This window comes from Kaistia geumhonensis, from assembly GCF_030815145.1.
In the GTDB taxonomy this organism is placed as follows: domain Bacteria; phylum Pseudomonadota; class Alphaproteobacteria; order Rhizobiales; family Kaistiaceae; genus Kaistia; species Kaistia geumhonensis.
Genome location: NZ_JAUSWJ010000001.1, coordinates 2,936,259 through 2,954,246, shown reverse-complemented (window position 1 = coordinate 2,954,246; position 17,988 = coordinate 2,936,259). Strand labels below are relative to the sequence as shown.

The 17,988-nt window shown below is 69.0% G+C and carries 14 protein-coding genes; 8 read left to right on the top strand and 6 right to left on the bottom strand.

The features are described from left to right. Nucleotides 1–103 precede the first annotated feature (103 nt). Entirely contained in the window at nucleotides 104–1,207 is a 1,104-nt protein-coding gene (locus QO015_RS13990) for an AI-2E family transporter (protein WP_266278661.1), read from the top strand. Nucleotides 1,208–1,210: 3 nt separating this feature from the next. Here the strand turns inward: QO015_RS13990 and QO015_RS13985 are convergent, their stop codons facing one another. Both QO015_RS13985 and acnA read right to left on the bottom strand, forming a co-directional pair. Next, nucleotides 1,211–1,960, bottom strand: coding sequence for a DUF1223 domain-containing protein (locus tag QO015_RS13985; RefSeq protein WP_266278662.1), 750 nt, complete (start codon nucleotides 1,958–1,960; stop codon nucleotides 1,211–1,213). A 133-nt stretch (nucleotides 1,961–2,093) separates the two neighbouring features. Further along, entirely contained in the window at nucleotides 2,094–4,778 is a 2,685-nt protein-coding gene (acnA, locus tag QO015_RS13980; RefSeq protein WP_307291186.1) for an aconitate hydratase AcnA, read from the bottom strand. A 293-nt stretch (nucleotides 4,779–5,071) separates the two neighbouring features. Between acnA and ccmA the strand changes: the two genes are divergently transcribed. Together ccmA and ccmB are read left to right on the top strand one after the other, a co-directional pair. After that, entirely contained in the window at nucleotides 5,072–5,668 is a 597-nt protein-coding gene (gene ccmA, locus QO015_RS13975) for a heme ABC exporter ATP-binding protein CcmA (protein ID WP_266278664.1), read from the top strand. Beyond that, on the top strand, nucleotides 5,669–6,334 hold the full coding sequence (ccmB, locus tag QO015_RS13970; protein ID WP_266278665.1) for a heme exporter protein CcmB: 666 nt from the start codon (nucleotides 5,669–5,671) through the stop codon (nucleotides 6,332–6,334). Nucleotides 6,335–6,343: 9 nt separating this feature from the next. On the opposite strand, the gene QO015_RS13965 is transcribed toward ccmB, so the two are convergent. After that, nucleotides 6,344–7,696: a diguanylate cyclase domain-containing protein gene (locus QO015_RS13965; protein WP_266278666.1), complete on the bottom strand. Its 1,353-nt coding sequence runs from the start codon at nucleotides 7,694–7,696 to the stop codon at nucleotides 6,344–6,346. A gap of 145 nt (nucleotides 7,697–7,841) precedes the next feature. Further along, nucleotides 7,842–11,693: a trifunctional transcriptional regulator/proline dehydrogenase/L-glutamate gamma-semialdehyde dehydrogenase gene (putA, locus tag QO015_RS13960; protein ID WP_266278667.1), complete on the bottom strand. Its 3,852-nt coding sequence runs from the start codon at nucleotides 11,691–11,693 to the stop codon at nucleotides 7,842–7,844. A 315-nt stretch (nucleotides 11,694–12,008) separates the two neighbouring features. Here putA and QO015_RS13955 point away from each other — a divergent pair, with 315 nt between their 5' ends. The 5 genes from QO015_RS13955 (at nucleotide 12,009) to QO015_RS13935 (ending at nucleotide 16,948) form a co-directional block, all read left to right on the top strand. Beyond that, the gene (locus QO015_RS13955; protein WP_266278668.1) at nucleotides 12,009–12,569 is read left to right on the top strand and encodes a F0F1 ATP synthase subunit delta; all 561 of its coding nucleotides are present in this window, start codon (nucleotides 12,009–12,011) and stop codon (nucleotides 12,567–12,569) included. Next, nucleotides 12,569–14,098, top strand: a complete 1,530-nt coding sequence (atpA, locus tag QO015_RS13950) for a F0F1 ATP synthase subunit alpha (protein WP_266278669.1) — start codon at nucleotides 12,569–12,571, stop codon at nucleotides 14,096–14,098. The genes QO015_RS13955 and atpA overlap by 1 nt, the downstream gene beginning before the upstream one ends. 63 nt (nucleotides 14,099–14,161) lie before the next feature. After that, nucleotides 14,162–15,037 (top strand): F0F1 ATP synthase subunit gamma, encoded by an 876-nt coding sequence (locus tag QO015_RS13945; RefSeq protein ID WP_266278670.1) that lies wholly within the window; start codon nucleotides 14,162–14,164, stop codon nucleotides 15,035–15,037. Nucleotides 15,038–15,062: 25 nt separating this feature from the next. After that, nucleotides 15,063–16,511 (top strand): F0F1 ATP synthase subunit beta, encoded by a 1,449-nt coding sequence (gene atpD, locus QO015_RS13940; protein WP_266278671.1) that lies wholly within the window; start codon nucleotides 15,063–15,065, stop codon nucleotides 16,509–16,511. A gap of 32 nt (nucleotides 16,512–16,543) precedes the next feature. After that, the gene (locus tag QO015_RS13935; RefSeq protein ID WP_266278672.1) at nucleotides 16,544–16,948 is read left to right on the top strand and encodes a F0F1 ATP synthase subunit epsilon; all 405 of its coding nucleotides are present in this window, start codon (nucleotides 16,544–16,546) and stop codon (nucleotides 16,946–16,948) included. A 133-nt stretch (nucleotides 16,949–17,081) separates the two neighbouring features. On the opposite strand, the gene QO015_RS13930 is transcribed toward QO015_RS13935, so the two are convergent. Together QO015_RS13930 and QO015_RS13925 are read right to left on the bottom strand one after the other, a co-directional pair. Then, nucleotides 17,082–17,600, bottom strand: coding sequence for an RNA pyrophosphohydrolase (locus QO015_RS13930; protein ID WP_266278673.1), 519 nt, complete (start codon nucleotides 17,598–17,600; stop codon nucleotides 17,082–17,084). 63 nt (nucleotides 17,601–17,663) lie between these two features. After that, nucleotides 17,664–17,942 (bottom strand): hypothetical protein, encoded by a 279-nt coding sequence (locus QO015_RS13925; protein WP_266278674.1) that lies wholly within the window; start codon nucleotides 17,940–17,942, stop codon nucleotides 17,664–17,666. Between the last annotated feature and the right edge of the window lie 46 nt (nucleotides 17,943–17,988).

The window sequence follows — 17,988 nt, the reverse complement described above, 5'->3', positions numbered from 1 at the left end:
CGCGGAACCGCGTGCGCCCGGCGTCACGGATCGTTTGGCGTCGACCGGCATTGAGAGCGTTGCGCGGCGCCGGGCCGCGTTACGCCGCCGGGGGCGCCGACCGATGTCCGATCCGATCGTCAAGTTCGAGGTGCCGACCACCGAGACGGAGCCGCTGGAGGCGCCCGAGCTCACGCAACCGGAAGGCCCGCTCCCCGCCAACCCCATCGTGACGATGCTGGCGCTGCTGCTCGCCATGGCGATCCTCACGGTCTGCTATTTCGCATCGCCGATCATCCTGCCGATCATCCTCGCGGTCGTGCTGAAGATGCTGCTCCAGCCCGGGATGCGGCTCTTCGATCGGCTGCGGGTGCCGCGCAGCATCGGCGCGCTGCTGCTCATCTTCGGGGTCTTCGCCGTGATCGTCGGTTTCGGCGCGGCGATGTCGGGCCAGGCCGCCGGCTGGGCGGCGCGGCTTCCCGAGGGCATGGCGCGGATCGAGGAGCGCCTCGCCTTCCTCGCGCGGCCGCTGCAGACGCTGCAGACCTTCCTGCACCAGTTCGACGGCAACGCCGCCGGTGGCAGCGGCGGTCCCTCGCTGACCGAGACGCTGATGAAGGGGACGCAGCATTTCGCGAGCGGCTTCTTCGAGACGCTGCTGATCCTCTACTTCCTGCTGATCTCCGGCGACACCTTCCTGCGCCGCATGGTCGAGATCGTGCCGAGCTTCCGCGACAAGCGCCGCGTGGTGGAGATGTCGCAGCAGATCGAGGACAATGTCTCGGCCTATCTGACGACGATCACGCTGATGAACGCGCTGGTCGGCGTCGCCACGGGCGTCGCGATGTGGGCCTGCGGCCTCGGCGATCCGCTGCTCTGGGGCTTCGTCGCCTTCGCGCTCAACTATGTGCCGATCATGGGCCCGGCGCTCGGCGTCGTGCTGTTCCTGATGGCCGGCCTCCTGACCATCGATCCACTGTTCCAGGCGCTTCTGCCGGCCGGGCTCTATCTACTGATCCACGTCGTCGAGGGCGAATCGGTGACGCCGCTGCTGCTCGCGCGCCGCTTCACGCTCAATCCGGTGCTGGTGATCATCTCGCTGATCTTCTGGTTCTGGATGTGGGGCGTGCCGGGCGCCATCCTGGCGGTGCCGATGCTCGCCATCGCCAAGATCATCTGCGACGGCGTCCGCCCGCTCAATTCGCTCGGGCGCTTCCTGGAAGGGTAGCGCCTACCAGCTCTCGCCGGCCTTCTCGACATGGGCGGCGCCGATGATCGCGCCAGGGCCGCCGTCGGCCGCCTCCTCCTGAAGGAAGACGGCGCAGCCATCCGTGCCGGTCTCGCGATACTCCGCCATCGGCAGGTCGACCTTGAGCGGCTCCCCGCGCCACACCGCGATCGGGCGAAGACGGCGCACGACATTGTAATAGGAGAGCGTGCGACCGCGGTTCTCGCCGCGCTCGATCGGCACCTTCACATGCCGCTCGTAAAGGGCCAGCACGAGGGTCGCCTTCTTGGGCTCGCCCTTGCCGGCCGCGCCGACCGAGACGCGGATCGCATCGCCCATCATGCCGACCGAGATCGGAACGGACGGCGCCGGGCCCTCGGCGATGGCGCGCTCGATGGCCTCCTCGTTGCTGCCGACGACGTGGACGCGGCCGTTGACGATCATCTGCGGGGTATAGACCTGCCGGTCGCCACGGGCGCTGGCATAGGCCTTCTGGCGGCTGGTGAAGGCATGCTCCGCGAGCGTGTCCTTCCAGCCCTGGTAATCCCAGTAATCGACGGAGAGCGAGAGCGCGACGATATCGGCACGCTTGGCGAACGACTCCAGCGCCTCGTCGGCCGGCGGACAGGAAGCGCAGCCCTGGCTGGTGAAGAGCTCCAGCACCGCCGTCACCTTCTCGCCCTCGGCGCCGGCGGAGCCGGGGACGAGGCTCGACAGGACGATGAATGCCATGGCGGCGGGAATACGGGACATGCGCCTGACGTGTGCTTGGGGAGCGCGATCGCGACAGGATCGGGACGGATGATCCCATACGTCCGCGCCCGATCGCGGACCAGTCAATTCGCGGTGACCGGCGCCGGAGCGCCGGTCACGCCGAAGCTCAGCCTCAGGCGACGAGCGCGCGCAGCACGTATTGCAGGATGCCGCCGTTCCTGAAGTAGTCGAGCTCGTCCAGCGTATCGATGCGGCACAGCAGCGGCACGATCTTCTTCGAGCCGTCGGCGAAGGTGATCTCCGCGTCCAGCATCTGGCGCGGCTTGAGATCGCCGGCGATGCCGCGGATCGTCACCGTCTCGTCGCCCTTGAGGCCGAGCGTCTGCCAGGAGGTGCCCTCCTCGAAGACAAGCGGCACGACGCCCATGCCGACGAGATTGGAGCGGTGGATGCGCTCGAAGGACTGAGCGATCACCGCGCGGACGCCGAGCAGGTTGGTGCCCTTCGCCGCCCAGTCGCGCGACGAACCGGTGCCATATTCGCGGCCGGCGAAGATGACCAGCGGAACGCCGTCGGCCTTGTACTTCATCGCCGCGTCATAGATCGGCATCTCGACGCCGTCCGGCTCGTGCAGCGTGAAGCCGCCTTCCTTGCCGCCCAGCATCTGGTTCTTGATGCGGATATTGGCGAAGGTGCCGCGCATCATCACTTCGTGATTGCCGCGCCGTGTGCCGTACTGGTTGAAGTCGACCACGGCGACGCCGTTGTCGGTCAGATAGCGGCCCGCCGGCGAGGCCGGCTTGATCGAGCCGGCCGGCGAGATGTGGTCGGTCGTGATCGAATCGAGGAAGAGGCCGAGAACGCGCGCGCCGACGATATCGGTGATGGCGCGCGGCTGGCGCGTCATGCCGACGAAATAGGGCGGGTTCTGCACATAGGTCGAGTGATTGTCCCAGGCATAGGTCTCGCCCTTGGGCGCCTGGATCTTCTGCCAGTTCTCGTCGCCCTTGAAGACGTCGGCATATTTCGACTTGAACATCGCCTGCGTGATGTTGGCGGCGATGAAGGCGGCGATCTCCTTGGACGAGGGCCAGATGTCCTTGAGATAGACCGGCTCGCCGTCCTTGCCGGTGCCGAGGGGCTCGGAGGTCAGGTCGATCTGCATCGAACCGGCCAGCGCATAGGCGACGACGAGCGGCGGCGAGGCGAGATAGTTCGCCTTCACGTCCGGATTGACGCGGCCCTCGAAATTGCGGTTGCCCGACAGGACGGCGGCCGCGACGAGGTCGTGTTCGTTGACCGTGCGCGAGATGTCGGGCGGCAGCGGGCCCGAATTGCCGATGCAGGTCGTGCAGCCGAAGCCGACCAGGTTGAAGCCGAGCGCGTCGAGATCGGCCTGCAGCCCCGACTTGGCGAGATATTCGGCGACGACCTGGCTTCCGGGCGCGAGCGAGGTCTTGACCCACGGCTTGCTCGAAAGACCCTTGGCCAGCGCGTTGCGGGCGAGCAGACCGGCGCCGATCAGCACCGACGGGTTCGACGTGTTGGTGCAGGAGGTGATGGCGGCGATCGTCACCGCGCCATGGCCGAGCTCGAAATCCTTGCCCGCGACGGCGGCGCGCTTGCCGGCCTCGCCCGGCTTCTTGAACTCGCCCTCGAGAGCGGCGAGGAAGCCGGACTTCGCATCCGACAGAAGCACGCGATCCTGCGGGCGCTTCGGGCCGGCGAGCGAGGGCATCACCGTGCCGATGTCGAGCTCCAGCGTGTCCGTGAACACCGGATCGGTAGCGGCCGCGCCGTCATGCCAGAGGCCCTGCGCCTTGGAATAGGCCTCGACGAGCGCGATGCGCTCGGCCGTGCGGCCGGTCTCGGTCAGGTAGTCGATCGTTTCGCCGTCGACCGGGAAGAAGCCGCAGGTCGCGCCGTATTCCGGCGCCATGTTGGCGATGGTCGCGCGATCGGCGAGCGAGAGATGGCTGATGCCCTCGCCATAGAACTCGACGAACTTGCCGACGACGCCCTTCTTGCGCAGCATCTGCGTGACGGTCAGCACGAGGTCGGTGGCGGTGATGCCCTCGCGCAGGCGGCCGGTCAGCTTGAAGCCGACGACCTCGGGCAGGAGCATGGAGATCGGCTGGCCGAGCATCGCGGCTTCGGCCTCGATGCCGCCGACGCCCCAGCCGAGCACGCCGAGGCCGTTCACCATCGTCGTGTGGCTGTCGGTGCCGACCAGCGTGTCCGGATAGGCGATCTCGGCGCCGTCCTCGGTCTTCGTCCAGACGGTCTGGGCGAGATATTCGAGATTGACCTGATGGCAGATGCCGGTGCCGGGCGGCACGACGCGGAAATTCGAGAAGGCCGACTGGCCCCATTTCAGGAAGCGGTAGCGCTCCTGGTTCTGCTCATATTCGCGATCGACGTTCTGCTTGAGCGCGGACGAGTTGCCGAAGAAATCGACGACGACCGAATGGTCGATGACGAGATCGACCGGGACGAGCGGGTTGATCTTCTCCGGATTGCCGCCGAGCGACCTCATCGCGTCGCGCATGGCGGCGAGGTCCACCACCGCGGGAACGCCCGTGAAGTCCTGCATCAGCACGCGCGCCGGACGGAAGGCGATCTCGCGGTCGCTCTTCCTCGTCTTCAGCCATTCGGCGACGGCGCGGATGTCGTCAGCCGTCACGCTGCGTCCGTCTTCGCTGCGCAGGAGATTCTCGAGCAGCACCTTCAGCGAGAAGGGCAGCGAGGCGATCCCGGGCAGTCCGTTCTTCTCGGCATCCGGCAGGCTGAAATAGACATAGTCACGGGCGCCGACCTTGAGGGTCTTGCGGGATTTGAAGCTGTCGGGATGCTCGATGCTCACGATGGATCTCGTCCTCGGTTCGATCGCGTAGGAAGCCTGACCGAAGAGGATGCACGTTCCATGCCCGCCTCGATCCGGCAAGACCGGCGGGCGCCAGCGCCACGCTGCGGCAGCCGGTAGGCGTCGGTCCGGACGGCTCGTCCTGGCCGCGGCGCGGCCCCCGCGCCGGGTTGCAGGGCTTATAATGAATTTCGTAAGGAGAAGCCATAACGAGCGAACTCGCCGTGGCTGGAACGGTTCTCGAAACCGCGGCGGGACGGTCGCAGCCGCTTCGGCCGGGGGTATGCGTGGCGCGTCTCGAGGTAAGCGGCCTGGTGGTGAAGCGGGGGGGCCGCCCCGTGCTGGAGGGCATCGGCTTCACGCTCGCGCCCGGCGAGGCGCTGGCGGTCACCGGCCGCAACGGGGCCGGCAAATCGACGCTTCTGCGTGCCGTGGCCGGCCTTGTGCCGCGCGAGGCGGGCCGCGTCGGCTGGACTGACAAAGACGTGCCGCTCGTCGAGGCGACGCATTATTTCGGCCATCTCGACGCGCTGAAGCCGACGCTCTCGACGGCCGACAATCTCGCTCTGTGGTCAAAAGTCGCAGGCGCTCCGGGCCTTCCGGTGATCGAGGCGCTGGAGGCGGTCGGCCTCGACCATCTCGAGGACCTCCCGGCCGCCTATCTCTCGGCCGGCCAACGCCGGCGCGTCGCCTTCGCGCGGCTCCTGCTGGTGCGGCGGCCCCTCTGGCTGCTCGACGAGCCGACCGCCGCGCTCGACGCGGCGGCCGAGGCGACCTTCGGCGCGCTGCTCGCCGATCACATCGCCTCGGGCGGACTGGCGCTCGTGGCGACCCATCGCCCGCTGCCCGTCGCCGCGCGCGCGCTCGCGATCGGAGCCTCCTGAATGGCATTTCTCCTCGCCCTCGCCGGACGCACGGCGCGGCTCTCGCTCGGCGCCGGCGGCGGCGCCTTCACCGGCCTCGTCTTCTTCCTTTCGGTCGTCGCCGTGGTTCCGTTCGGCGTCGGTCCCGACCTGCCGCTTCTCGCCCGCATCGGTCCGGCGATGCTGTGGATCGCGGCGCTGCTGGCGACGCTGCTCGGCCTCGACCGCCTGTTCCAGGACGATCGCGACGACGGCAGCCTCGACCAGATGCTGCTCTCGGGCCAGCCGCTGGAGCTGATCGTGCTCGCCAAGGCCGCTGGACACTGGCTGGCGACGGGGCTGCCGCTCGTCATCGGCGCACCGCTGTTCGGGCTCATGCTCGGGGCCGGCGGCGAGGCGATCGCCCTCGTGACGCTGACGCTCCTGATCGGCACGCCGGCGCTCACCTTCATCGGCGCCATCGGCGCCGCGCTCATCACCGCGATGCGGCGCGGCGGCCTGATAGTCGCCGTGCTCGTCCTGCCCTTCACGATCCCGGTGCTCATCTTCGGCGTCAGCGCCGTCGGCGCGGCCGAGGGGGGACAGGGCGCCGCGACGCCGCTGATGATCCTCGCGGCGCTGACGCTCGCGAGCAGCGTCGCCGGCCCGATCGCCGCCGCCGCCGCGCTCCGCGCCGCGCTGGACTAGAACCGCGCCCTATCCGGGCCCGCACAGACGGTTTCGGCCCGCCGATTTCGCCCGGTAGAGCGCCGCATCCGCCTCCGCGAGGATGGCGTCGGCATCGCTTCCGGCACGGCATGCGAGCGCGACGCCGACGGAAAGCCCGACCGTGACCTCGTTCGTCCCGAACCGGAACGGCGGCGCCATCGCCGCAATGAGCCGGCTTCCGAGTTCCTCCGCCTCGTCGGGAGCATGGCCGAGGCGGCGGATCGCCACGAACTCGTCACCGCCCACCCGCGCGACGATGTCGTCCTCGCGGACCACGCTGCGGAAGCGGGCCGCGGCCTCGACGAGCACGGCATCGCCGGCCGGGTGGCCGTATCGGTCATTGACCCACTTGAAGTGGTCGAGGTCCATCCAGAGCAGCGCGAAGGGCGGCCCGCCGCGTTCGAGGTCGTCGACGGCCTGGAGCAGGCGCTCGCGGAAGAGCTTGCGGTTCGGAAGGCCCGTCAGATCGTCGTGATCGGCGCGCCGCGCGAGCTCCGCCTCGATCGCCTTCCGGTCTCCCACGCCCCGCACCGACGTCACATAGCCGTCGGGCTGGCCGGTGACCGGATCGCAGGTCACGCGCAGATGAGCCTCCATCCAGACCCAGGAGCCGTCCTTGTGACGCTGCCGCATCTCGCTGCGCCCCCGGCTGATCGTGCCCTCGCGCACCTGCCGCATCATCGCCGCGAACGGCTCGATATCATCGGGATGAACCAGCTCGATTGCCCGCCGCCCGATCACCTCCTCCGGCTCGTAGCCGAGCAGTTCCTTGATCGAGGGCGACACATAGACCCGGATGCCGTCCAGCGTGCCGCGGACGATCGTGTCGGTCGAGGCTTCGGTGAGGAGGCGGTACAGCGCCTCGCGCGTCTCGGCGGCCTCGGCGCGGCGGGAGAGGGCCAGCATCGTGCCGGCGAGCGCCGCGATGCCGGCGAGCTCTTCGCGCTCGCTCTCGGCAAGGCCGCGCGGCGTCGCGTCGAAAAGGGCGAGCCGCCCCTCGCCTCCGGCTCCGAACGGAAAGCTGGCGAAGAAGCGCAAGTCCGGCCGTCCGACGGTAGCCGCCCATCGCGCCAGATCCGGATCGGCGGAGACATCCTCGCAGACGATCGGCGAGCCGGACGCATCCGGCCGGCCCTCGAGCGTCGCTCCGAACCGCCACCCGTCGAGCCCGCTCTCGCTCGCGACATCGATGGCGCCCCTCTGCCCGTCGGCGCAGCAGACCGAAACGGCCGCGACATCGAAGCGGCACCGTGCCATCCGGCAGAGCGCGAGGAACTCCGGAGCGCCCGACGCAGTCCCGGCCAGGCCACCCGCGATGGTGTCTGCTCCTGTAATGTACATTGCCACCGAACTCTGCGGCGGGCTCCCAACCCGTCCTGCCACCCCGAAGGCGGAATGATAGGGTGTTTCCAGCCGCCGTCGAGGCTTCATGAAGGGCGCGAGCCGGGCGGTCGGCGCAACCGCCCTCGCCAGGGTGAGCGGGCGCCTACCCGATCGACATCAGGCTGGCGTTGCCGCCGGCCGCCGCGGTGTTGACGCTGACCGCCACCTCCTCGACGAGCCCGTCGGCATAGAAGGCCTCCCGGCCGCCGGCGAGGCCTTCCGAAGACACGGAATGGACGGCGGCGATCGGCCCCTCGCGGGCGGCGATCCGCGCCGACAGCACTTCGAGACGGTCGGCGTCGCCCTCATGCAGAACGACATCGATCCGGTCGTCGTCCTCCGCCGTGGCGAGATCGATCCTGCGGGCGAGCGGCGGCGGCAGCGACCGGACGAATTCATCGCTGTCCGGAGTGCGGGCCAGCACGACACGGTTGCCCGCGGCGAGCGCCACGCCGATCGCCACCGCGCGACCGAACGGCGTCTGCGCCTCGACGAGAACGCGGCCGCGCGGCCTCAGCCGGTAGCTGTCGCGCTGCCCGACCGGACCGGCGAGCACCGCCTCGCCGCCGATGGCGATCCGCGCCGCGGCCGCCTCGACGCGGCGCGCCGCCTCCTCCTCGCCTGCCCCGGCGAGGAACCGCGCGAAATCGGTGGCCGCCGGATCGGGCGCACCGGCCGCGATCCCGGCGCCGCCGACGCCGGGCAGGGGCTGCACAAGCCGGCCGAGATAGAGCGGGCCGCCGGCCTTGGGGCCGGTGCCGGAAAGGCCGTTGCCGCCGAAGGGTTGCACGCCGACCACGGCGCCGACGATGTTGCGGTTCACATAGACATTGCCGGCATCGATCCGCGCCGTGACGGAGGCGATCGTCTCGTCGATGCGGGTGTGCAGGCCGAAAGTGAGGCCGTAGCCGGTGGCGTTGATCGCATCCACCACCATGTCGAGTGCGTCGCGGCGGTAGCGGAGCACATGCAGGACCGGGCCGAACACCTCGCCCGGCAGGTCCTCGACGGCGCCGATCTCGATGAGCGTCGGCGCGACGAAGCTGCCATGACGCGCCGCCTCCGGCGTTTCGAGGCGATGGACGGCGAAGCCGCGCGCGCGCATCGCCTCGACATGGGCTTCGAGCCGCTCCGCGGCCTCCATGGTGATGACCGGGCCGACATCGGTTGCGAGCAGCGCCGGATCGCCGATGGCGAGCTCCTTCATCGCGCCGCGCAGCATGGCGAGCGTCCGCTCGGCGACATCCTCCTGGATGCAGATGAGGCGGAGCGCCGAGCAGCGCTGCCCGGCGCTGTCGAAGGCCGAGGCGATGGCATCCGCGGTCACCTGCTCGGCGAGCGCCGAGGAATCGACGATCATCGCATTGACGCCGCCGGTCTCGGCGATGAGCGGGATCGTACGGCCTTCCGGGCTCAGCCGGCCGGCAAGCGCGCGGTTGATATGCCGCGCGACCTCGGTCGAGCCGGTGAAGACCACGCCGCGGACACGCGGATCGGCGACGAGCGCCGCGCCGACATCGCCGGCGCCGGGAAGAAGCTGGACGGCGGATTCGGGCACCCCGGCCTCGCGCAGGATGCGCACGGCTTCAGCGGCGACGAGCGGCGTCTCCTCGGCCGGCTTCGCGAGCACCGGATTGCCGGCGGCGAGCGCGGCCGCGACCTGGCCGGTGAAAATGGCGAGCGGGAAATTCCACGGGCTGATCGCGACGACCGGACCGAGCGGGCGATGCGTGTCGGCGGCGAAGCGGGCGCGCGCCTCGGAGGCGTAGTAGCGCAGGAAATCCACCGCCTCGCGCACCTCGGAAACGGCATTGGCGATCGTGCGTCCCGCCTCGCGGACGACGAGCCCGACCAGCACGGGAAGCCTAGTCTCCAGAGCATCGGCCGCCCGCTCCAGCGCCGCGGCGCGCTCGTCCGGCGGCGTCGCGCCCCAGATCGGCGCGATCGCGACCGCTTCGGCGAAGGCGGCATCGACGGCCTCCGCGCTGGCGACGACCACGCTGCCGACGCGGTCGCGCCGGTCGGCCGGGTTGACGATCTCGGCCGCTTCGCCGGTGAAGGAGCGGCCGGCGACCATGGGCTCGGCCCGCCATGGCGCGGCACCGCTCGCGACCAGCGACACGGCGAGCGCCGAGAGCCGCTGCTCGCTCGCAAGGTCGAGCCCGGCCGAATTGAGCCGCCCCACGCCATAGAGATGGCGCGGATGCGCGATCCGCTGATGCGGCGAGCCGACCGGATCGAGCGCCAGGGCCTCGGCGACCGGATCGGCGATCAGCGTCTCGACCGGCACCGCGGGATCGGCGATCCGGTTGACGAAGGAGGTGTTGGCGCCGTTCTCGAGCAGGCGGCGCACCAGATAGGCGAGCAGCGTGTCATGCGTGCCGACGGGGGCATAGATGCGGCAGGGCCGGCCGAGCTTCTCCTCGCCGACCACCTCCTCGTAGAGCGGCTCTCCCATGCCGTGCAGGCACTGGAACTCGTACTGGCCCGCATAATAGTTCGGCCCCGCCATCTCCATGACAGCGGAGAGCGTCTGCGCATTGTGGGTCGCGAATTGCGGGAAGATCGCATCGGGCGCCGCCAGCAGCTTCCGCGCGCAGGCGAGATAGCTGACATCGGTGTGGATCTTGCGCGTGAAGACGGGAAAATCCTCGAGCCCCGCTTCCTGGGCGCGCTTGATCTCGCTGTCCCAGTACGCGCCCTTGACCAGCCGCACCATCAACCGCCGCCGGCTGCGCCGCGCGAGGTCGACCAGATAGTCGATGACGAGGGGACAGCGCTTGCCATAGGCCTGGATCACGAAGCCGATGCCGTTCCAGCCTGAGAGCTCGTCGTCGAAGGCGAGCGCCTCGAGAAGGTCGAGCGAGATTTCGAGCCGGTCGGCTTCCTCCGCGTCGATGTTGAGCCCGATGTCGTAGCGGCGGGCTAGCAGTGCCAGATGCTTCAGTCGCGGCAGCAGCTCGGCCATGACGCGGGCGCGCTGGGCCCGTGAATAACGGGGATGAAGCGCGGAGAGCTTCACCGAGATCCCCGGCCCGTCATAGATGCCGCGCCCGGCCGCCGCCTTGCCGATGGCATGGATCGCCTGCTCGTAGTCGGCAAGATAGCGCGCCGCGTCCTCGGCGGTCATCGCCGCCTCGCCGAGCATGTCGTAGGAATAGCGGAAGCCCTTCGCCTCCATCCGCCGGGCATTGGCCAGCGCCTCGCCGATCGTCTGGCCGGTCACGAACTGCTCGCCGAGCAGCCGCATCGCGATCTCGACACCCTTGCGGATCAAGGGCTCTCCGCCCTTGCCGATCAGCCGCGTCAGCGCGGAGGAAAGGCCGCGCTCGCTGTTGGTGGTGCTCAGCGTGCCGGTGACGACGAGGCCCCAGGTGGCGGCATTCACGAAGAGCGACGGGCTGTGGCCGATATGGGCGCGCCAGTCGCCAGCCGCGATCTTGTCGCGGATCAGCGCCTCGCGGGTCGGCCGGTCGGGAATGCGCAGCAGCGCCTCGGCAAGGCACATCAGCGCGACGCCCTCCTGCGTGGACAGCGCATATTCGCGCACCAGACCGTCGACGCGTCCCGCCGGCTCCTTGCCCCGAAGCGCCTCGACGAGCGACCGCGCACGAGATCGCGCCCGCTCCGCCTGATCCGGGGCGAGGCTCGCGCCGGCGATCAGCAGCGGAACGCATTCTGTCTCCGGCATGCGCGTCGCCGCCGTGATGCGGGCGCGCAGCGCGCTCTGCGGCGCGAGATCGCGGACGAAGCCGAGAAAGGGACCCTCCCCGACGGACGCCGGCGCCGCATCGCCATCGGCATCGTCGAAGCGTTCGCCGCGCTCGGCGCGCTCGATCGCCGCGATGACGCCCTGACGCGCGAGCCAGTGCGGCGTCCGCCCCACAAGAGCCGCCGCGCCCTTGAGCCGTGCCCTGAGCGTTTCATCGATCTTGATCGCGATGGTGCCGTTCATGTCGTCCCCCGGGATGGTCGCTCGGTATTACCACACGGCAGAGATGGTGTCACCTTTGCGTCCCATTGCACGCCGCCGCAGTATCACCTCGCGCCATCCGGCAAACCGCTCCTCCGCGCCGCCTCCGGCAGGGTTTCGCGCCGCCTCGCGAGTTGCGATGGTGCCGATGCTGTGCTAACGACAGCGCGGCTTTCGGGCGGGCCTTTCTCGACGGCTTCCAGTCGTCTCGACAAAATCCAATCCGTTCAGTGCGTTGCGGTAATGCGACCGGAGCGGGGCGAAGGCCCGGTGGTGGCGGCTTTAAGCGAGGATCAGGTGGCGGAAGAGAAAAGCATCGTCTCAGGGGTGTCCGGGCGCTACGCCACGGCCCTTTTCGAGCTTGCGCAGGGCAGCGGCCAGCTCGACGCCGTCGAGGCCGACCTTTCCCGTTTCACCGCCCTGCTCGCCGAAAGCGAAGACCTTACCCGCCTCGTGCGGAGCCCCGTCTTCGCCGCCGACGACCAGGTGCGGGCTGTGACCGCCGTCCTGCAGGCGGCCGGCATCGGCGGCCTCGTCGCCAACTTCATCAAGGTCGCGGCCGGCAATCGTCGCCTGTTCGCCGTGCCCGCCATGATCGCCGACTTCCGCCGCCTCGCCGCCGCGCATCGCGGCGAGACGGCCGCCGAGGTGACCAGCGCCGAGCCGCTCAGCGCATCCGCCGAAGCCGCCCTCAAGGACGCGCTCAAGGCGAAGCTCGGCAAGGATGTCACCCTGTCGTCCAAGGTCGACCCGTCCCTGATCGGCGGCCTCGTCGTCAAGGTCGGCAGCCGGATGGTCGATACCTCGCTGCGCACCAAACTCAATTCACTCAAGATCGCCATGAAAGAGGTCGGCTGATGGACATCCGCGCCGCTGAAATCTCCGCAATCCTCAAGGAGCAGATCAAGAATTTTGGCTCCGAGGCTCAGGTTTCCGAAGTCGGACAGGTCCTGTCGGTCGGTGACGGCATCGCCCGCATCTACGGCCTCGACAATGTCCAGGCCGGCGAGATGGTCGAGTTCCCGGGCGGCACGCGCGGCATGGCGCTGAACCTCGAGACCGACAATGTCGGCGTCGTGATCTTCGGCTCCGACCGCGACATCTCCGAAGGCGAGACGGTGAAGCGCACCGGCGCCATCGTGGACGTGCCGGTCGGCAAGGGCCTGCTCGGCCGCGTCGTCGACGCCCTCGGCAACCCGATCGACGGCAAGGGCCCGATCGAGGCGACCGAGCGCCGCCGCGTCGACGTCAAGGCGCCGGGCATCATCCCGCGCAAGTCCGTGCACGAGCCGATGCAGACCGGCCTCAAGGCGATCGACGCCCTGATCCCCGTCGGTCGCGGCCAGCGCGAGCTCATCATCGGCGACCGCCAGACCGGCAAGACCGCCGTGGCGCTCGATACGATCCTGAACCAGAAGTCGGTGAACGACACCGGCGACGAGTCGAAGAAGCTCTATTGCGTCTATGTCGCCATCGGCCAGAAGCGCTCGACCGTCGCGCAGTTCGTGAAGGTGCTCGAGGAGCGCGGCGCGCTCGAATATTCGATCGTCGTCGCCGCGACCGCCTCCGACCCGGCTCCGATGCAGTATCTGGCGCCCTTCGCCGGCTGCGCCATGGGCGAGTATTTCCGCGACAACGGCATGCATGCCCTGATCGTCTATGACGATCTCTCCAAGCAGGCCGTCGCCTACCGCCAGATGTCGCTGCTGCTCCGCCGCCCGCCGGGCCGCGAAGCCTATCCGGGCGACGTGTTCTACCTGCATTCCCGCCTGCTCGAGCGCGCGGCGAAGCTCAATGACGACAACGGCAATGGTTCGCTGACCGCCCTGCCGATCATCGAGACGCAGGCCAACGACGTGTCGGCCTACATCCCGACCAACGTGATCTCGATCACTGACGGCCAGATCTTCCTCGAGACCGACCTGTTCTACCAGGGCATCCGCCCGGCGGTGAATGTCGGCATCTCGGTGTCGCGCGTCGGCTCGTCGGCCCAGATCAAGGCGATGAAGCAGGTCGCCGGCCCGATCAAGGGCGAGCTGTCGCAGTATCGCGAGATGGCTGCCTTCGCGCAGTTCGGCTCCGACCTTGACGCCACGACGCAGCGCCTCCTGAACCGCGGCGCCCGCCTCACCGAGCTCCTGAAGCAGCCGCAGTTCTCGCCGCTCCGCGTCGAGGAGCAGGTGGCGGTGATCTTCGCCGGCGTGAACGGCTATCTCGACAAGCTGCAGGTCAGCCAGGTGAGCGCCTTCGAGCAGGGCCTGCTGGCGCTGCTGCGCACCGAGCACAAGGCGCTGCTCGAGACGATCCGCGACAAGCGCGAGCTCAACGACGAGACCCGCGGCAAGCTGAAGAGCGTCATCGACGCCTTCGCGAAGACCTTCGCCTGAACCCACGGTCGGGCCGGCCCGCGATAAGCAGGCCGGCCCTCATTCCGCTCGACAGGGACGCTCATGCCGAGCCTCAAGGACCTACGCAACCGCATCGCCTCCGTTAAGGCGACGCAGAAGATCACCAAGGCGATGCAGATGGTCGCCGCGGCGAAGCTTCGCCGCGCCCAGGCTGCCGCCGAGGCGGCGCGTCCCTATGCGGAGCGCATGAACACCGTGCTCGCCAATGTCGCCGCCGGCGTCGCCGGCCAGGCTGACGGGCCGCGGCTGCTCGCCGGCACGGGCGCCGACCAGACCCATCTCATGATCGTCTGCACGGCCGAACGCGGCCTCTGCGGCGCCTTCAACTCCTCGATCGCCCGCCTGGCGCGCGACCATGCGCTGGCGCTGAAGCGCGAGGGCAAGACGGTCAAGATCCTGTGCGTCGGCAAGAAGGGCTACGACCTTCTCCGCCGCCAGTTCGCCTCGGACATCATCGAGCTGATCGAGCTGCGCTCGGTCCGCCAGATCGGCTTCACCGAAGCCGACGCGATCGGCCGCAAGGTGCTGGCGCTGTTCGCCGATGGCGGCTTCGACGTCGCGACGCTGTTCTATGCGAAGTTCCGCTCGGTCATCCAGCAGATCCCGACCGCGCAGCAGATCATCCCGGCCGAGGTTCCGGCCCGCGCCGCCGACGCGCCTTCGGTGATCTACGAATACGAGCCGGACGAGGCCGCGATCCTCGACGAGCTGCTGCCGCGCAACGTCTCGGTGCAGGTCCTCTCGGCACTTCTCGAGAACGTCGCTTCCGAGATGGGCGCCAAGATGTCCGCGATGGACAACGCGACGCGCAACGCCGGCGAGATGATCAAGAAGTACACGCTGCGCTACAACCGCACCCGCCAGGCGATGATCACCAAGGAACTCATCGAGATCATTTCGGGCGCCGAGGCGCTCTGACCGGATATTGGGAAGGCAAGACATCATGGCGAACACCAACCAGCAGACCGGTCATTCGGGCCGCATCACCCAGGTCATCGGCGCCGTCGTCGACGTTCAGTTCGAGGGTCACCTGCCGGCCATCCTGAACGCTCTCGAGACCAGCAACAACGGCAACCGCCTCGTGCTCGAGGTCGCCCAGCATCTCGGCGAATCCACCGTCCGCTGCATCGCGATGGACGTGTCGGAAGGCCTGGTGCGCGGCCAGGAAGTGCGCGACACGGGCCTGCCGATCGAGGTTCCGGTCGGCGTCGGCACGCTCGGCCGCATCATGAACGTCATCGGCGCGCCGATCGACGAGGCCGGGCCGATCGAGGCCGAGGGCCTGCGTCCGATCCACGCTCCGGCTCCCTCCTATTCCGAGCAGTCGACCGAGGCGCAGATCCTCGTCACCGGCATCAAGGTCGTGGACCTGCTCGCTCCCTACGCCAAGGGCGGCAAGATCGGCCTGTTCGGCGGCGCCGGCGTGGGCAAGACCGTGCTCATCCAGGAGCTGATCAACAACGTCGCGAAGACCCATGGCGGCTATTCGGTGTTCGCCGGCGTCGGCGAGCGCACCCGCGAGGGCAACGACCTCTATCACGAGTTCATCGATTCCAAGGTGAACGCCGATCCGCATGACAAGGACTCGACCGTCAAGTCCAAGTGCGCGCTGGTGTTCGGCCAGATGAACGAGCCGCCGGGCGCCCGTGCCCGCGTCGCGCTGACCGGCCTCACCGTCGCCGAGCATTTCCGCGACCAGGGCCAGGACGTGCTGTTCTTCGTCGACAACATCTTCCGCTTCACCCAGGCGGGCTCGGAAGTGTCGGCTCTGCTCGGCCGCATCCCCTCCGCGGTGGGCTACCAGCCGACGCTGGCCACCGACATGGGCCAGCTGCAGGAGCGCATCACCACCACCCACAAGGGTTCGATCACCTCCGTGCAGGCCATCTACGTGCCGGCCGACGACCTGACCGACCCGGCGCCGGCCACCTCCTTCGCCCATCTCGACGCCACGACCGTTCTGTCGCGCGCCATCTCCGAGAAGGGCATCTATCCGGCCGTGGACCCGCTCGACTCGACCTCGCGCATGCTGACACCGACCGTTGTCGGCGAGGAGCACTACACGGTCGCCCGTCGCGTGCAGCAGATCCTGCAGCGCTACAAGGCGCTCCAGGACATCATCGCGATCCTCGGCATGGACGAGCTCTCGGAAGAGGACAAGCTCACCGTCGCCCGCGCCCGCAAGATCGAGCGCTTCCTCTCGCAGCCGTTCGACGTCGCCGAGGCCTTCACCGGCTCGCCGGGCGTTCAGGTCCGCATCGAGGACACGATCAAGGGCTTCAAGGGCCTCTGCAACGGCGACTACGACCATCTGCCGGAAGCCGCCTTCTACATGGTCGGCACGATCGAGGAAGCCGTCGCCAAGGCCAAGAAGCTCGCGGCTGCCGCCTGATTCCCTGCTGACGACGCTGGAGCACGCCGAACATGGCTGAATCCTTCAACTTCGAGCTCGTCTCGCCCGAGCGCCTGCTCCTTTCGGAGCAGGTGGCCCAGGTGGTCGTGCCCGGCGCCGAGGGCGAGTTCACCGTCCTCAAGAACCATGCGCCCTTCATGTCGACGATCAAGCCGGGCGTGGTCACCGTGACCCCGACCTCGGGCGCGCCGCAGCGCTATTTCGTGCGCGGCGGCTTCGCCGATGTGAGCGAGAACGGGCTGACCATCCTCGCCGAGCAGGCGGTGCCGGTCGACAGCCTGGACGCCGCCACGATCGCCCAGCAGATCCGCAATGCCGAAGAGGATCTCGCCGACGCGCGCGACGACGCCTCGCGCACGGCCGCGGCCACGAAGCTGGCGCAGCTCAAGGACGTCGCGGCCGCGCTCGGCCACTGACGGATCCTCGACACAGAATGGAAAAGGCCGCCTTCGGGCGGCCTTTTTGTTTTTGAGCCGGAGCGCCGGAAGGGTTTGAGCGACGGCCCGGCGTTGCCAGGCCGGGCCTTACCCCGGCCTTCCCGCGCGTCGATCAGCCCGCGAGATGGCTGAAGGCGCGGACGACCTGCTCGTAGACCTTGCGCTTGAACGGCACGATGAGCGCAGGCAGGGCCTCCAGCCGCTCCCAGCGCCAGGAGATGAACTCCGCCTCGTGCTTGCCGCCGCCCGGCGCCAGCACATCGATCTCGCTCTCGTCGCCCTCGAAGCGGAAGGCGAACCACTTCTGACGCTGGCCGCGATACTTGCCCTTGAGCGCGATGCCGACCAGGTCGGCTGGAAGGTCGTAGTCGAACCAGCCTTCTGCCTCCTGCATCAGCGTCACCGACCGGATGCTGGTCTCCTCGTAGAGTTCGCGAAGCGCCGCCGGCAGCGGCGCCTCACCCTCGTCGATGCCGCCTTGCGGCAGCTGCCAGACCGGATCGCCCGGAACAAGCTCGGCATTCGGCGCCCGTTCGCCGATGAAGACGAGCCCGGCGCGGTTGAACACCACGGTGCCGACGCAGGGGCGGTATGGCAGCGTTGCCGGATCGACCGGCTTCTTCTTGGACATGACAGTCTCCTTCGCCGGCGCGAGGCTAGGGCATGAGGCTGACAGCCGCGCGACGCGTGGTCGTCAGGGATCGCGGATGATGATCTGGCCGTCCGGATCGTCCGGCGGCTGCTCGGCAGGCGGCGGTGTCGCGTCGACCGGGGCCACCGGCGGCGGGGCGGGCGGCAGATCGACGACGACGGAAGGCCGGCCACCGCCGGGATCAGGCGAGAGCACCGCCCACAGGCCCAGCGCAACGACGAGGAGCACGCTCGGGCCGAACAGGAACGGCCAGATCGGCATCCCCCGCCGCGGCGGTCCGGGCCGGTCGAGCCCGAGAGGGGCGCTGTAGTCGTCTTTCACGGAGAGGCTCGGCAGCGGCGGATGGGAGAACGACGCCCGCGGGCGC

Excerpts from the sequence above, each read along its gene's own strand:
- QO015_RS13945 (WP_266278670.1), top strand. The coding sequence starts at position 14,162 with ATGCCGAGCCTCAAGGACCTACGCAACCGCATCGCCTCCGTTAAGGCG.
- putA (WP_266278667.1), bottom strand. The coding sequence starts at position 11,693 with ATGAACGGCACCATCGCGATCAAGATCGATGAAACGCTCAGGGCACGG.
- QO015_RS13965 (WP_266278666.1), bottom strand. The coding sequence starts at position 7,696 with ATGTACATTACAGGAGCAGACACCATCGCGGGTGGCCTGGCCGGGACT.
- QO015_RS13930 (WP_266278673.1), bottom strand. The coding sequence starts at position 17,600 with ATGTCCAAGAAGAAGCCGGTCGATCCGGCAACGCTGCCATACCGCCCC.
- ccmB (WP_266278665.1), top strand. The coding sequence starts at position 5,669 with ATGGCATTTCTCCTCGCCCTCGCCGGACGCACGGCGCGGCTCTCGCTC.
- QO015_RS13935 (WP_266278672.1), top strand. The coding sequence starts at position 16,544 with ATGGCTGAATCCTTCAACTTCGAGCTCGTCTCGCCCGAGCGCCTGCTC.
- QO015_RS13985 (WP_266278662.1), bottom strand. The coding sequence starts at position 1,960 with ATGTCCCGTATTCCCGCCGCCATGGCATTCATCGTCCTGTCGAGCCTC.
- atpD (WP_266278671.1), top strand. The coding sequence starts at position 15,063 with ATGGCGAACACCAACCAGCAGACCGGTCATTCGGGCCGCATCACCCAG.
- atpA (WP_266278669.1), top strand. The coding sequence starts at position 12,569 with ATGGACATCCGCGCCGCTGAAATCTCCGCAATCCTCAAGGAGCAGATC.
- QO015_RS13990 (WP_266278661.1), top strand. The coding sequence starts at position 104 with ATGTCCGATCCGATCGTCAAGTTCGAGGTGCCGACCACCGAGACGGAG.